This window comes from Clostridium sp. AM22-11AC, assembly GCF_003473545.1.
In the GTDB taxonomy this organism is placed as follows: Bacteria; Bacillota; Clostridia; order Lachnospirales; family Lachnospiraceae; genus Enterocloster.
In genome coordinates, this window is sequence record NZ_QUCM01000003.1 from 18446 (window position 1) to 32859 (window position 14414).

Annotated in this window: 14 protein-coding genes and 1 riboswitch; of the genes, 2 read left to right on the top strand and 12 right to left on the bottom strand. The window is 44.1% G+C overall.

Annotated elements, in window-relative coordinates; all coding sequences use genetic code 11:
- Positions 1–102: 102 nt before the first annotated feature.
- From DW251_RS04055 to DW251_RS04080, 6 genes are all read right to left on the bottom strand, one after another.
- Entirely contained in the window at positions 103–1440 is a 1338-nt protein-coding gene (locus DW251_RS04055; protein WP_021870686.1) for an MATE family efflux transporter, read from the bottom strand.
- Positions 1441–1519: 79 nt separating this feature from the next.
- Positions 1520–2698 carry a phosphoribosylaminoimidazolecarboxamide formyltransferase gene (locus DW251_RS04060; RefSeq protein WP_021870687.1) on the bottom strand — a complete coding sequence of 393 codons (1179 nt, stop codon included), beginning with the start codon at positions 2696–2698 and terminating at the stop codon, positions 1520–1522.
- 83 nt (positions 2699–2781) lie between these two features.
- The gene (locus DW251_RS04065; protein ID WP_021870688.1) at positions 2782–3495 is read right to left on the bottom strand and encodes an IMP cyclohydrolase; all 714 of its coding nucleotides are present in this window, start codon (positions 3493–3495) and stop codon (positions 2782–2784) included.
- Positions 3496–3606: 111 nt separating this feature from the next.
- Positions 3607–3687: riboswitch (ZMP/ZTP riboswitch) on the bottom strand.
- Between the two features lie 83 nt (positions 3688–3770).
- Complete coding sequence (locus tag DW251_RS04070) at positions 3771–5159, bottom strand: ABC transporter permease (protein ID WP_118300325.1); 1389 nt, start codon at positions 5157–5159, stop codon at positions 3771–3773.
- Positions 5146–6978 (bottom strand): CARDB domain-containing protein, encoded by a 1833-nt coding sequence (locus tag DW251_RS04075; RefSeq protein WP_118300326.1) that lies wholly within the window; start codon positions 6976–6978, stop codon positions 5146–5148. The genes DW251_RS04070 and DW251_RS04075 overlap by 14 nt, the downstream gene beginning before the upstream one ends.
- A 2-nt stretch (positions 6979–6980) precedes the next feature.
- Positions 6981–7703 carry an ABC transporter ATP-binding protein gene (locus DW251_RS04080; protein WP_021870691.1) on the bottom strand — a complete coding sequence of 241 codons (723 nt, stop codon included), beginning with the start codon at positions 7701–7703 and terminating at the stop codon, positions 6981–6983.
- 357 nt (positions 7704–8060) lie between these two features.
- Between DW251_RS04080 and pyrB the strand changes: the two genes are divergently transcribed.
- Both pyrB and DW251_RS04090 read left to right on the top strand, forming a co-directional pair.
- Positions 8061–8984, top strand: coding sequence for an aspartate carbamoyltransferase (gene pyrB / locus DW251_RS04085; RefSeq protein WP_021870692.1), 924 nt, complete (start codon positions 8061–8063; stop codon positions 8982–8984).
- Positions 8978–9409, top strand: a complete 432-nt coding sequence (locus tag DW251_RS04090; protein ID WP_021870693.1) for an aspartate carbamoyltransferase regulatory subunit — start codon at positions 8978–8980, stop codon at positions 9407–9409. The genes pyrB and DW251_RS04090 overlap by 7 nt, the downstream gene beginning before the upstream one ends.
- Positions 9410–9573: 164 nt before the next feature.
- On the opposite strand, the gene DW251_RS04095 is transcribed toward DW251_RS04090, so the two are convergent.
- From DW251_RS04095 to rpe, 6 genes are all read right to left on the bottom strand, one after another.
- On the bottom strand, positions 9574–9942 hold the full coding sequence (locus tag DW251_RS04095; protein ID WP_021870694.1) for a VOC family protein: 369 nt from the start codon (positions 9940–9942) through the stop codon (positions 9574–9576).
- Between the two features lie 73 nt (positions 9943–10015).
- Entirely contained in the window at positions 10016–11311 is a 1296-nt protein-coding gene (serS, locus tag DW251_RS04100; RefSeq protein ID WP_118300328.1) for a serine--tRNA ligase, read from the bottom strand.
- A 145-nt stretch (positions 11312–11456) separates the two neighbouring features.
- A complete protein-coding gene (locus DW251_RS04105) occupies positions 11457–12302 on the bottom strand; it encodes a pyridoxamine kinase (RefSeq protein ID WP_021870696.1) in 846 nt (281 codons plus the stop codon).
- 45 nt (positions 12303–12347) lie between these two features.
- Entirely contained in the window at positions 12348–12965 is a 618-nt protein-coding gene (locus tag DW251_RS04110) for an ECF transporter S component (RefSeq protein WP_118300329.1), read from the bottom strand.
- A 134-nt stretch (positions 12966–13099) separates the two neighbouring features.
- On the bottom strand, positions 13100–13750 hold the full coding sequence (locus tag DW251_RS04115; RefSeq protein ID WP_118300330.1) for a thiamine diphosphokinase: 651 nt from the start codon (positions 13748–13750) through the stop codon (positions 13100–13102).
- The gene (gene rpe / locus DW251_RS04120) at positions 13747–14412 is read right to left on the bottom strand and encodes a ribulose-phosphate 3-epimerase (RefSeq protein WP_118300331.1); all 666 of its coding nucleotides are present in this window, start codon (positions 14410–14412) and stop codon (positions 13747–13749) included. The genes DW251_RS04115 and rpe overlap by 4 nt, the downstream gene beginning before the upstream one ends.
- Positions 14413–14414 lie beyond the last annotated feature (2 nt).

Here is a 14414-nt window from a genome sequence, read left to right on the forward strand (position 1 = left end):
CATACTATTAAAAATTTTAACACAGTTTGTAACCACTTTCAAGAATCAATCTGAACGGATCTGTCCAATCCTATTACAACCGGGTACTATATGGCAAAGCTGCTACAGGCGTATCACATACTTGCCTGTGATAATGCGTCTGTAGAAAATGATCGTCAGGACCGTTGCTGCGATCCATCCAAAAGGCCATGCCATCCAGATGCCTGTACTTCCAAAATACTGTGTCAAAAGCAATGCTACCAGGATACGCAGGATCAGATCCGGTACTGTAGCCATTACAAAATAATGCATGGCCCCTGCCCCGCGGATAATGCCGTCTGTCATTAACTTAATAGATATCATAAAATACATAGGACTTACAATATGTAAAAATTTCTGTCCTGCATTGATGGCATCGATACTGGAGTCATTTAAAAACAGCCCCATCATCTGTCTGCTGGCAAAGAAATAAAGGACTATAAAAGGAAGGGAAGCAATTACTGATAAACGGATACCGGTACGAAATCCCAAAGGCAGCCGTTCTTTCTTTCCTGCTCCCAGGTTCTGGGCCGTATAGCTGGAAAGACAGCTTCCAAGAGCCATAAATGAATTGATAGCAAAAGTATTTAACTTGATAGCACCGGAATAACCTGCGATCACCGCGGAACCATAGCGGTTTACGATCTCCTGGACAAACATATTTCCAATGGATAAAACGCTTTGCTGCATAATGCTTGGAATGGCAATGGCAGCGATCTGGGCTAACAGTACAAGGTCCAGCCACTGAAAAGTTCCCTCACAGTTTATCTTTTTCAGGCGCATTGCCAGAAATGTAAGTGCTAAAATAGCAGAAATACCCTGGGCAATAAAAGTAGCCCAGGCAACACCTGCTACCCCCAGTCCTACACAGGCTACAAAATAATAATCCAGGATGATATTTCCCACAGATGAACCGATCAGGAAATACAGGGGTGTTTTTGAGTCTCCCAATGCTGTGAAAATACCGGTACATACATTATACAGAAGTAAAAATGTGATGCCGTAAACATAAATCTTTAAGTATAACTGTCCGTCTGCAAAGATATTTTCCGGTGTGTGGACAGCCCTCATCATACTGCCGCAGAAGAAATAGCCGATGAGTGTGAGGAAAAAGCTCATAAAAGCGCAGGCAACAAAAGCCGTACTTACCGCGGATTTCATCCTTGCCATATCCTTAGCGCCAAAAAGCCTGGAAACCACAACAGAGGCTCCCAGGTTGGTCCCTACGGCAAACGCCATAAATATAACTGTAATGGGATAAGACGCCCCGACTGCAGCCAGGGCGTCCTCTCCTGCAAAGCGGCCGGCAATACAGCTGTCCGCAATATTATAGATCTGCTGAAACATTACGCTGACTAACATAGGCAGCAGAAAGCGCCATAAAATTTTATCCGGATGCTCTCTGGTAAGATCTTTCATCATAAGTATTCGTCCCCCTTGATCTCAGCCAGGGGTATTTCTGCCTGTGGTCAGTTTCTGATCATCCTGATCAAAGCAGTTTCTAGTGATGGAACAGACGGATACCGGTAAATGCCATTACCATGCCGTACTGGTTGCAGGTATCAATAACCTGATCATCTCTTACGGAGCCGCCTGGCTGTGCCACATATTTTACACCGCTTTTATGTGCTCTGTCAATGTTATCTCCAAATGGGAAGAAGGCATCAGAACCTAAAGCTACGTCTGTAAGGCCGTCTAACCATGCTCTCTTTTCTTCTCTTGTAAATACTTCCGGTTTTTCCTTAAAGATCTTCTCCCATCTTCCGTCAGCCAGAACATCCATATAATCTTCACCAATGTATAAGTCAATGGCATTGTCACGGTCTGCTCTGCGGATGCCGTCAATAAATGGCAGGTTTAATACCTTTGGGTTCTGACGTAAATACCAGTTATCTGCCTTGCTGCCTGCCAGTCTGGTACAATGTACTCTGGACTGCTGTCCTGCACCGATACCAATAGCCTGTCCACCCTTTACAAAGCATACGGAGTTGGACTGGGTGTATTTTAAAGTGATCAGAGAAATCACCAGATCCATAGCTGCTTCTTCGGTCAGATCCTTATTTTCTGTAACAATATTTTTAAGCATTTCTTTGTCGATCTTTAAATTATTATGGCCCTGCTCAAATACAACACCAAATACCTGCTTACGCTCTAATTCTTCCGGTACATAGTCAGGATCGATCTGGATCACATTGTAGTTGCCATTCTTCTTGGATTTTAAGATCTCCAGTGCTTCCGGTTCATATCCGGGAGCGATCACGCCATCGGAAACCTCACGCTTGATCAGCTTTGCAGTAGCAACGTCACACACATCCGATAATGAGATAAAATCTCCAAAAGAAGACATACGGTCTGCTCCTCTGGCTCTTGCATAGGCACTTGCCAGCGGGGAAAGTTCTCCCTGATCGTCTACCCAGTAGATCTTGCGTAAAACATCGTCAAGTGGCAGACCTACTGCTGCACCTGCAGGTGATACATGTTTAAAAGAAGTTGCTGCCGCAAGTCCGGTTGCTTCTTTTAATTCTTTTACCAGCTGCCAGCCGTTTAATGCGTCTAAGAAGTTGATATAGCCTGGGCGGCCGCTTAAAACGGTGACTGGCAGGTCTTTATTGTCATTCATGAAGATCTTTGCAGGTTTCTGATTTGGATTGCATCCGTATTTTAATTCCAGTTCTTTCATGTGAAATTCTCCTTTTTATACCAAATGTATTTTCAAAGTCTTTTTTGCAGGTTCTTTCTAAATCTACTGATCTGTATTGAGCTTTACTTATTCTTGTTTACAATACGGGACTCCCATTTTCCGGTTTCAATATCAATAAAACGGACAAACAGAGATACCTTATTGTCCTCGTTTAAACTGTTCCATACCTTATCTGTAAATTCATCAATATTGCCCTCGATCTCTACAGGCTTTGGCTCACCTTCAAAACTTGGAAGGGGATTGCCGTCGTGCATATAAGTATGGATGAAATGGCCCATTCCAGGAACCGGATTCTCATATGCGAAGGTAAAACGCAGGCAGGAGTCAGGATTTCCCTGGTTGCTCTTTAAAATGGACATGGCATAGCTGTATTTCTGATTTTCCACATGGAGAACGCCGGAAATACGTGGTGTGTAGTTTGGTGCATCCGGTTCAAATTCACGGCTGCGCAGGGACTGCTCAAAGGTAAGCTGATGATCCATTCCCTCATAAATGGTATCCGTCTGGTCACCGTTTGTAACAATGGTCTTATTTCCCAGTACACGCACCGGAGCGTAGATGATCAGGCTTGGATCCTCTAACTTTGCAGGATCAAATGCCTGGGTGCGGATCCCGTTTCCATCTTCTACAAATACACGGTTGCGGCTGTTGGAGCTGCGTCCCATGATAAAATAAGCGGTAACTGCTGTCTTGCCGTCCCTGCTTTCGCCAATGACAATTCCACGGCCCGGGTATGCATTCTCTTTTAATTCCTGTTCCAGATTTTTCATATACATGGTATGATCCTCCTGATTTCTATAAGGTGTAAGGTGTATGTATTCCCGCCAAAGCAGGAAACAGATCAGCTATAGCATTCAAAAAACCGCCCACCTGCACACGAATAAACTATTTCGTGCCCAGGCGGACGGCTCTCACTTCCTGCGTGCTCCCTGTGGTTGATCCACTTTCCGCCAGTCACACGCTGTGCTTTCTAACTGTTTTTAATATATATGGTTTTTACTAATAATGCAAGTGCTTTTTAGAAGTTTTACTTATTAGTTTTTCTTATAATTTATTCATTGCGGATCGCAGCTAAGGGGCTTAATTTCATAGCACGCATAGCAGGCATGAAACCGGCTGCCATTCCCACAAAAATAGCAAAGCCTATAGCTGCAAATGCCAGCCATAAAGGGATCCTGGATAAATTTCCGCTCATCCCCATCATATCAGACATGCTTACAAAACGGTTGACGATAATGGACACACCATAGCTTAACAGTGCTCCCAGCACGCCGCCCATAAAACCGATGAAACCGGACTCGATCAAAAACATACTGCGGATATTTCCCATATCACAGCCTAAAACCTTCATAACACCGATCTCTTTGGTCCTCTCATAAATGGACATCATCATGGTGTTTGCAATACCGATAGCTGCTACAAACAGAGACACAGCTCCAATGCCCCCAAGAACTGCCTGTACCATATTGGACTGCTGTCTGGAGCTTTCCAGCCAGTCCATCTGGCTGTTGACCTGATAGCCCTTATCTGCCAGGATCTTCTGCACCTGGGCCACATGTTCCATATCATCTGCAAAGACTTCTGCACTGTTGTATACAATATAATTTAATGGCTTTCCTTTTTTATTCGTAGGCTGTCCCGGGATCACGGTTCCCTTTTTAAAAGCCTTTTTCAGCTGTTCTTTTAAGCCGTCAATATCTGTATATACAGACCAGGAATAATTATTCCAGTCATCGATGCCGCCTGCGATCAGTCCTGTTACAGGGATCATATATTTCTTCGGCGGTTTCACACTGTTTCCATCATCTCCCGTGCCGCCTCCCTGGCTTTGATAATAAGCATCCATATCAAAAACCACAAAGATCGGCTTTCCCATAAGATCCACATCCGGCAGTTCTCCCGTATCCCAGTAGCCTTTTCCTGTTTTCGCGTTGGTAAAACGCTGGAGAACACCATTTCCAAAGACCATTCCCATTTCACCGGGTGCCGGGATACGGCCTTCTCCTAAATTCAGCTGCTTTAAATAGGACTGGCTGACACCGGTAAGGCTGATATACTGAGCCTCATAAGCCCCCTGGCGCATCAGCACATTCATTTCCAGGACCGGAGATACACCTGTTACATAGGGGATCCTGGAAAACTCATCAATCACATCATCCGTAATATAAGATGGCTCACTGCTTTTAGATGAGGATGAAGAGCCGGAACCTCCCAGGATCCTTACAGAGTTTCCATTATCATTTGCATACACCTCTACGGTAGTCAGACTGCCCCAGGAAGCGATCTGTTCCATGGTCATCTCATTTAAACCAATTCCCAGGGAAACCATGACTACGATCGAAGCCGTTCCTATAATAACACCTAAAACTGTAAGAAATGTCCTTAATTTTCGTCTGCGCAGGTTATTGACGCTCATCATCAGAAGATCAGGAAATCTCATTTTCATCATCCTTTTGCTGTTTTGCTTCTTTGCGCTTTTTGATGAACTTCACTGCAAATACGATTGCTGCAATGACAGCCACAAAAGCCACACCGCCTCCCGCTAAAAGAAGCTTATTGTTTGCCCCGGAAGCAGGCTGTCCGGAAACATCCATATCTTCCGGCACATCCATATTCCAGTCTTCCTGGACCTCTTCCTCTACCAGAAGAGTCAGCTCTTTTTCCACCGGCTCTGCAGGCTGTCCATTTTCATCTTCATAGTTGATGATCACATGGACTGTACCATCATCTGCCGTTGCGGCGATACCGGAAAGCATGGTATCTACATTTCCTGTTTCACCTGGTTTGATATTTCCTACATAATAATCGGTCGGTTTAATGGAGTCAGCTTCAAAATTGACAGTCACATTATAAAGGACTACTTTTCCTGTATTGTTAATGCCGAACATAACATTGGACTCAGAACCTACGGTCATGGAGTCAGGCATTACATCCATATTGCTGGTGCTCAGTCTTGCATACTGCTTTACCGGGATATCCACGATAATGCTCTCTTCTGCGTTCTTAAATTCCGGGCTGTCATATTTTTCTTTTACTGTAATGCCATAGGAACGCTGGTCAACACCTGCTTTGGCTGTAAAACGGGCCCGGACCTCTGTACTTTCTCCTGGTGCCAGGGAATTGACTACTTTGGAAGCAGTTCCGCTTTCTGTGGTAAATACAGCGCTGTCAGAAACCTTTTCTGACTCCAGATTAAATAAAATATTGCTGGCAGGTACTGCAGAGGAGGCATTTTTCATGCTTAAAATAAGGTCGAATTCTTCTCCTGCATACACATCCGCCGGTTCTGTGCGGTAGCTGTCTACGATCACACGGGCTTTGGTACGGTCATTGGCATCAAAGTCACGGAGATCATCTTCTTTGTCCTTGGATACCACATGGACGAAAAATGTATTTTCTTCTGTGTGAAGATCACCTTCAGAACTTAAGCGGAAAGTAATGGTAAATTTAATAGGATAATACCCGGTATAAGAGTCTTTTCGGATAGCCATGCTGTAGTGGGCAGAAACGCTTTCTCCCGGCTGGATCCGGTCGTAGGTGCGGTCATAGTTGCCATCGTTGATTTCAAAGGGGAACTTGGTATTATCTTCCGATAAGCCCATGGATATAGTGATATCCTGGGCGGTAGTTTCACGCTTGTTGCGGAAATTTACATCAAAATCAAGGACATTGGGATAAACACCTCTTGGAGTAGACTGGTTTTCGCCTACTACAAAATAATTTCCCTCTTTTTTGTCTTCTTCATCATCTGCTGAGGAAGAAGCACTGGTGGAGATCCAGATATTAATGTAATCTACATCGGAACCGCCATCCCACTCCAACTGGATGGGAATGCTGTAATAGCCCTGTCCTGCGTCACGGCGTACTCTGGCAGAAAGGGAAACACTTTTTACATTTCCTGCCTTAATATTTCCCACATGTTTGGCAGTAAATGTAGTCTCCATGATCTCAAACGGATAATAGTCAATGGTATAATCATTTTCTCCGCTGCTTTCGATCTGCTGGAAATCACTGGTCTCAAGAAGACTGACACGCAGGTTGTTCATATCCTCATCTGTAGCACGGATGCGGAAAGGGATGCTCATGGATTTACCAATATTTCCCTTTGGTGCCTTTGTGGTGAATATGTAATCATTGCTGCTGGCATTGGTGTTATACCCCAGCTTAAAATCACCGGCATAGGCACTCAGGCAGCTGGCGGCAGCAAATACCCATATAAAGGCTAAAAGCGCCATTTTTTTCCATACACTGTTTCTCATTCTCACTCTCTCCTCTGACCCACTTCTATATTTACGATCTTGCCGTCTACGATCCGTATCCGGCGGTCCGCATAGGAAGCCAGGTTATTGTCATGTGTGACCATAACAAGGGTCTGATTTTGCTCCCTTACAATTTTTTGCATCAACTGCAATACTTCCATGGTTGTTTTTGAGTCCAGGTTTCCTGTAGGCTCGTCCGCAAAGATGATCTGAGGCTTTACCACTAAGGCTCTGGCAATCCCCACTCTCTGCTGCTGTCCACCGGACATCTGGTTTGGCATATGCTTTTCCTGTTTGTCTACTCCTACTAATTCCATGTACTCTCTTGCTTTTTTCAGCCGTTCTTTCTTTGGGACACCTCGAAATGCCAGGGGAAGTGCCACATTTTCTATGGCATTCATGGTATTTAAAAGGTTGTAGGACTGAAAGATAAAACCTACCTTCTCCCGCCTGAAAGCTACCAGCTGTTTCTCTGTCAATTTTTCTATATGTACATTTCCAATAAGGATCTCACCTTTGGTGGGCTTTTCCAGTCCTGCAAGCATATTTAAAAGGGTAGATTTACCGGAACCTGAGGTTCCTACGATAGCTACAAATTCACCTTTTGGGATCTCAAAACTGACTCCGTTTAATGCCCGGACTTTGGTTTCGCCTACGCGGTATATCTTATAGAGGTCTTTTACGCGGATGACCGCAGACGGCTCTTTTGGGGGTTCTGTGTTCACGAAAGAAAAGACTCCTTTCTGCGGCAGCAGGCGGAACCTTCGCAGCCGCTTGTTTTTCTCCTTTGCTCATCACATTATACCATAGTATCCCCGTTCAGGCTCTCTGTTTTTCCTTGAAAGTTCCTTAAATATTTCTTACTCTGTAATTGCCCGGGTACTGCACCATATGCGCAGGGACAATTTCATAAAATTTTACATTTTTCCATAATTGTGCTTGACTTCCTAGGAGTTTTGTGTAAGAATATGTCGAGGCACAAAATCAGTGCCATTCTGGCTAAGATCAGCTGTCGCACTGGTTCAGTGCTGAAGTATTTCCCAAAATCATGTAATTGAATATAAAAGGCAAAGGAGAATCACATGAGACACTTATTGAATCCCTTAGACTTCTCTGTGGAGGAGATTGATGATCTTCTGGCGCTGGCAAGGGACATTGAAAGCAACCTTCCAAAATATGCCCATGTCTGCGACGGCAAGAAACTGGCTACATTATTTTATGAGCCAAGTACCCGTACACGTTTAAGCTTTGAAGCTGCTATGTTAAACCTTGGCGGTAATGTTTTAGGTTTTTCATCTGCTAATTCCAGTTCTGCATCAAAGGGCGAAAGCGTTGCTGATACCATTCGCATGATTTCCTGCTATGCAGATATCTGCGCTATGCGTCATCCAAAAGAAGGTGCTGCTTATGTAGCTGCACAGAAGGCACGTATTCCTGTTATCAACGCAGGTGACGGCGGACATCAGCATCCAACACAGACTCTGACCGACCTTATGACCATCCGTTCCTTAAAGGGTCGTCTGGACAACTTAACCATTGGCCTGTGCGGCGACTTAAAGTTTGGCCGTACTGTTCACTCCCTGATCAACGCTATGGTACGTTATCCGGGTGTAAAATTTGTTCTCATCTCCCCGCCTGAACTTCGTATCCCTGACAGCATCCGTGAGGACGTTCTGATCGCTAACAACATTCCATTTGAAGAGATCGGAAGCCTGGATGATTCCATCGGTACTCTGGATATCCTGTACATGACCCGTGTACAGAAAGAGCGTTTCTTCAACGAAGAAGATTACATCCGCTTAAAAGACTGCTATATCTTAGATAAGAAGAGAATGGCAATGGCAAAGGATGATATGTTTGTTCTCCATCCACTTCCAAGAGTAAACGAGATCTCTGTAGAAGTAGATGACGACCCGAGAGCTGCTTACTTCAGACAGGCACAGTACGGCGTATACGTTCGTATGGCTCTGATCATGACATTACTGGAGGTAGAAAAGCCATGTTAAATATCAGCGGATTAAAAGAAGGAATCGTACTTGACCATATTGAGGCTGGAAAGAGCCTTGATATCTACTACCACTTAGGTCTTGACAAATTAGACTGTCAGGTAGCTATCATCAAGAATGCACGAAGCAATAAAATGGGCCGCAAGGACATCATCAAGATCGAAGGCGGACTGGATAAGGTTGATCTGGATATCTTAGGATACATTGATCATACTATCACTGTTAATATCATCAAGGATGACCACATTGCAGAAAAGAAAGCATTAAAGCTTCCTAAGAAGATCACCAATGTGATCCACTGCAAAAATCCTCGCTGCATTACCTCTATTGAGCAGGAACTGCCTCATATCTTCTATCTCAGCGATGAGAAGACAGAGACATACCGCTGCCAGTACTGTGAAGAAAAGTACAGCGATTTCAAATAAGGTATATAATTGCCCCCACCTGTCGGTGGGGGATTTTTTATGTCACCCAGCCGTTGACGCGCGTGACTCTGTTTTATTATACAAAAAAGACCAGACGTTTTATCCCTTTTATCAGGATAAAACGTCTGGTCTTTTTTACATATCTTCTCTCTTATTTCATTTCCTTATTTATGCTCTGGCACGATCTCGATCCAGTATCCGTCCGGGTCTGTGATGAAATAAATGCCCATAGCCGGATTTTCGTAGCAGATGCAGCCCATTTCTTCATGCTTTTTGTGGATGCCTTCGTAGTCATCTACATGAAAAGCCAGGTGGAACTCGCATTCACCCAGGTTATAAGGCTCTGTACGGTCTTTTAACCAGGTCAGTTCCAGTGTAAAGTCGGAAACTCCATCTCCTAAATAAACCAGCTTAAAAGAGCCGTCAGAAGCGTCCTTTTCCCTTACCGGTTCTAACCCTAATGCTTCTTTATAAAAAGCAAGGCTCTTATTAAGATCCAATACATTAAAATTAAAGTGATTAAACTTGATCATTGAACATACACCTTTCTGTATTTATAAGTATATCCCCTGTAAATGCAGGGGATATACTTGTAATGTCATCTTATTATTTATTCTTCTTTGGAACCATAGCTTCCATACCGCCCATGTAAGGTCTTAATACCTCTGGGATACGTACAGAACCGTCAGCCTGCAGGTTGTTCTCTAAGAATGCGATCAGCATACGTGGAGGAGCAACTACGGTGTTGTTTAAGGTGTGAGCCAAATACTTGGAACCATCTTCACCCTGAACACGGATCTTTAAGCGGCGTGCCTGAGCATCACCTAAGTTGGAGCAGCTACCTACTTCAAAGTACTTCTTCTGTCTTGGAGACCACGCTTCTACGTCGCAGGACTTAACCTTTAAGTCAGCTAAGTCACCGGAGCAGCACTCTAAGGTTCTTACCGGGATATCCATGGAACGGAACAGATCTACCGTGTTCTGCCACAGCTTGTCATACCACATTGGGCTTTCTTCCGGCTTGCAGACAACGATCATTTCCTGCTTCTCAAACTGATGGATACGGTATACACCTCTTTCCTCAATTCCGTGAGCACCTTTCTCCTTACGGAAGCATGGAGAATAGCTGGTCAGTGTCAGAGGCAGCTGTGTTTCCGGAGTAATGGTATCGATAAACTTACCGATCATGGAGTGCTCGCTGGTACCGATCAGATACAGGTCCTCTCCTTCGATCTTGTACATCATAGCGTCCATTTCAGCAAAGCTCATAACGCCGGTTACTACGTTGCTGCGGATCATGAAAGGAGGTACGCAGTAAGTAAATCCACGGTTGATCATGAAATCTCTTGCATATGCGATCACTGCGGAGTGCAGTCTTGCGATATCGCCCATTAAGTAGTAGAAACCGTTTCCTGCTACTCTTCTTGCTGCATCTAAGTCGATACCGTTGAAGCTTTCCATAATATCTGTATGATATGGGATCTCAAAATCAGGTACTACAGGCTCACCGAAACGCTCAATTTCTACGTTCTGGCTGTCATCTTTACCGATCGGTACGCTTGAATCGATGATGTTAGGAATGGTCATCATGATCTTTAAGATCTTCTCGGAAAGTTCTGCTTCTTTTGCTTCTAATTCAGTCAGTCTTGCAGAGTTAGCGCTAACCTGCTTCTTAACTTCTTCGGCTTCTTCCTTCTTGCCCTGTCCCATAAGAGCACCGATCTGCTTGGACAATTTGTTTCTGCTTGCTCTTAAATCATCTGCTTCCTTCTGGGTGGTGCGGTTCTCTGCATCTAATGCAATAACCTCATCTACCAGCGGCAGCTTGCTGTCCTGGAATTTATTCTTAATGTTCTGCTTTACGATGTCTGGATTTTCTCTGACAAACTTTAAATCTAACATGATGCTCCTCCTGGATCTTCATTTCCTTATTATATAGCGATCGTTTATATGGAATATATTCCATTCTTCGCCAACTGTTATTGAGTATATAACATTTTGTCACGATTGAAAAGACCTTTTTTACGTTTAAAAGCATTGAAAAGCTCTATTTTCCCTTATAACGCACCAGCTGCCCCATCAGTTCTTCAAAACAGACTCCATTTTCAACAGGGATCTGAAGTTCCTCGGAACGGCGGATACAATCCTTTACAAAGTCTGCTGCAAGGGCAACCCCTTCTGTCAGGCTTCCGCCCCTGACGCACACACCTGCCACAACAGAAGAAAATACATCCCCTGTGCCAGGACGTTCTGTACCGATCTTTTTACGGCGGATGTAAGTCATTGCTTTTCCTTTTTCAGCCACTGCATTGACCAGATACTGTCCTTCTCTCATACCGGTGATCACAACACCACAAGGTCCCATAGCAAGAAGTTCTTTCGCAAGTTCTTCTATCTCTTTCCGGGTCCAGCCTTCTTTTTTATAAGGACGGTCTGTTAAAATACAGGCTTCTGTAAGATTTGGCGTTAAAACATCTGCCATTTCTGCCAGTTCCTTCATTTTCCGGCACATGGCTTCTGTATAGGTAGCATAGGCTTCCCCGTGATCTCCCATGATCGGGTCTACGATCACCTTTGTTTCCGGTCCCTTAAATTCCGTGATCATGTTTTTGACGATCTGGATCTGACGTTCAGAGCCTAAAAAGCCGGAGACAATGCCGTCAAAAGATAATCCCAGTTCTTTCCATTTTTCAACATAAGGTTCCATTTTATCCGTATAATCATCAAAGAAATAAACCGGAAAACCTGTGTGATTGGACAGCACAGAGGTAGGTACCGGACAGCACTGGATCTTCAGTGCCGCTAAAACAGGCAGAGCCGCTGTAATAGAACAGCGGCCGTAACCTGAAAGATCATTGATCATTGCGATTTTTTTCTGGTGGTATTGTGTCATTGTATACTCCTGGATCTTATATATCCCAGTATCACCAGGATATATTTATTTTAATTTTTCAAACAATCCGGAACGGATCAGAGCCGTTCTTACCGGCATATAGATCACAACAGATGCAATGGTAGATGTAACTGCGTTAATAGAAGTTGCTGCTACATTCCATGCAAGTGTCAACTCTGCTGCAGGTTTTCCCATGATCCATAATTTGTAGTAATAACCTACTAACGGATCAAAGATCACATTAAATAACAGGCCGCTGACTGCTGCAGCAATCGCAAATTTTAATACTTTCCTGCTGTCTTTTGTTTCGTTGATATGTCCGATGTGATGTGCTACCAGACCGGTGATCAGACCGATGCAAAGCTTTAAGACAAAGGTCTTTGGTGCATAAAACACATACTTAGGATCAAAAAGATCGCCGATGGTCATACCAATGGCGCCGCCTAAACCACCGTAAAAACCGCCTAAAAGCAATGCGCCTAAAACGCAGACTGCATTTCCCAGATGGATGGAAGTTGCATCTCCGCCTGGAAGATAGATCTTAAACTGTAAAAATGTAAATACGACATAAGATAATGCCGCAAAAAGTCCGGTAAGAGCGATCTTATAAACTTTATTGCTCTTTGCCTCTGGTTTTTCCTGTACTGCCTGTGCTGTATTCATAACTTTCCTCCTCAGACCGGTTTTCTGTTAAAAATTTATCCGGTCATTTCATTAGAAGGTATACTAGCACTTTGCTGGATGGGGTTAAATATCCAGTTTGTATATTTTAAACCAGTCCAGTTTACAACAGCTTATCAGTCATGAGACTCCACGGTGATCAATACACCATCTGAAAAAGTGATCGTCCCCTCCTCTTCCACCAGTTCATTGCTGATGCAGAGGCTGGTGCCTATGGAGATATCCCGGTCCGTTAATGGATATTTAAAGCCTCTTAACGTGATCCCCTTTACTTCTTCTGTAAGGGGCAGGAAAGAGATATACTTTCCCCAGGTCTCTCCCTTTCGGAAGGTATGCTCCCCGTCGATCAGATACAGACGGTTCTGGGAGTCTACGATCTCTGCATAAGTACCTTTTTGCAGGCACGGAAACAGCAGATGGATATTTCCGACCATATGATCTAACCTTCCTCCTGTAGCTCCTAATAACGTAATATGGCTGCAGTTCATGGCAAGAGCCCGCTTAATGGCAAGTTCTGTGTCTGTATCATCCTTTTCCGGCTGATGTACTTCCCATACGATGTGTTCCATTTTCCGGTAATAGGCCAGTATCTCCGGGTGGACCGTATCAAAATCCCCTACGATCACATCCGGGATGATATCCAGCTCTTTTGCAGCCTCCAGACCACCGTCTACGGCCACTACCTTTTCAAATTTATGCTCTTTTAAAAAAGAACCGGCGAAAGCAAGGGAAAGCTTCCCGCCGGTTAAGATCAGACAACGTTTCATTTCTCGTATTCCTTAAAGATCTCATTAAATTCTTTTACTCTTGCTGCCGGTTCAGAACCAAATACAGCAGAACCTGCTACAAATACATTGGCACCTGCTTCCAGTACCTCTCTTACGTTAGCTGCGCTGACGCCGCCATCTACCTGGATATCGGTATTAAGGCCTTTTGCATCACACATAGCACGTACCTGTTTTACTTTTTCCAATGTATATGGGATAAATTTCTGGCCGCCAAAACCTGGGTTTACAGTCATGATCAAAACCATATCCACCTGTCCTAAGATACATTCCAGAACAGATACAGGAGTTGCAGGATTTAAAGCAACGCCTGCCTTGCAGCCTGCTTCTTTGATCTGGTTTACAACGCGGTCCAAATGGGTACATGCTTCTGCGTGTACAGTAATGATGTCTGCGCCTGCTTTTTTAATATCTTCTACATAGCGTCCCGGCTCTTCCACCATCATATGAACATCAAAAGTCATATTGGTAACTTTTCTTAAGCTTTTAAGGACAGGCATTCCAAAAGAAATACTTGGGACAAAGGCTCCATCCATTACATCCAGGTGCAGATAAGGTGCTCCTGCTTCTTCGATTTCATGGACCTGTTCTCCCAGTCTGGTAAAATCTGCCGCCAGTAATGACGGTGCTACTTTGTACTCCATTG

Excerpts from the sequence above, each read along its gene's own strand:
- DW251_RS04055 (WP_021870686.1), bottom strand. The coding sequence starts at position 1,440 with ATGATGAAAGATCTTACCAGAGAGCATCCGGATAAAATTTTATGGCGC.
- DW251_RS04060 (WP_021870687.1), bottom strand. The coding sequence starts at position 2,698 with ATGAAAGAACTGGAATTAAAATACGGATGCAATCCAAATCAGAAACCT.
- DW251_RS04065 (WP_021870688.1), bottom strand. The coding sequence starts at position 3,495 with ATGTATATGAAAAATCTGGAACAGGAATTAAAAGAGAATGCATACCCG.
- DW251_RS04070 (WP_118300325.1), bottom strand. The coding sequence starts at position 5,159 with ATGAGATTTCCTGATCTTCTGATGATGAGCGTCAATAACCTGCGCAGA.
- DW251_RS04075 (WP_118300326.1), bottom strand. The coding sequence starts at position 6,978 with ATGAGAAACAGTGTATGGAAAAAAATGGCGCTTTTAGCCTTTATATGG.
- pyrB (WP_021870692.1), top strand. The coding sequence starts at position 8,061 with ATGAGACACTTATTGAATCCCTTAGACTTCTCTGTGGAGGAGATTGAT.
- DW251_RS04090 (WP_021870693.1), top strand. The coding sequence starts at position 8,978 with ATGTTAAATATCAGCGGATTAAAAGAAGGAATCGTACTTGACCATATT.
- DW251_RS04095 (WP_021870694.1), bottom strand. The coding sequence starts at position 9,942 with ATGATCAAGTTTAATCACTTTAATTTTAATGTATTGGATCTTAATAAG.
- serS (WP_118300328.1), bottom strand. The coding sequence starts at position 11,311 with ATGTTAGATTTAAAGTTTGTCAGAGAAAATCCAGACATCGTAAAGCAG.
- DW251_RS04105 (WP_021870696.1), bottom strand. The coding sequence starts at position 12,302 with ATGACACAATACCACCAGAAAAAAATCGCAATGATCAATGATCTTTCA.
- DW251_RS04110 (WP_118300329.1), bottom strand. The coding sequence starts at position 12,965 with ATGAATACAGCACAGGCAGTACAGGAAAAACCAGAGGCAAAGAGCAAT.
- DW251_RS04115 (WP_118300330.1), bottom strand. The coding sequence starts at position 13,750 with ATGAAACGTTGTCTGATCTTAACCGGCGGGAAGCTTTCCCTTGCTTTC.
- rpe (WP_118300331.1), bottom strand. The coding sequence starts at position 14,412 with ATGGAGTACAAAGTAGCACCGTCATTACTGGCGGCAGATTTTACCAGA.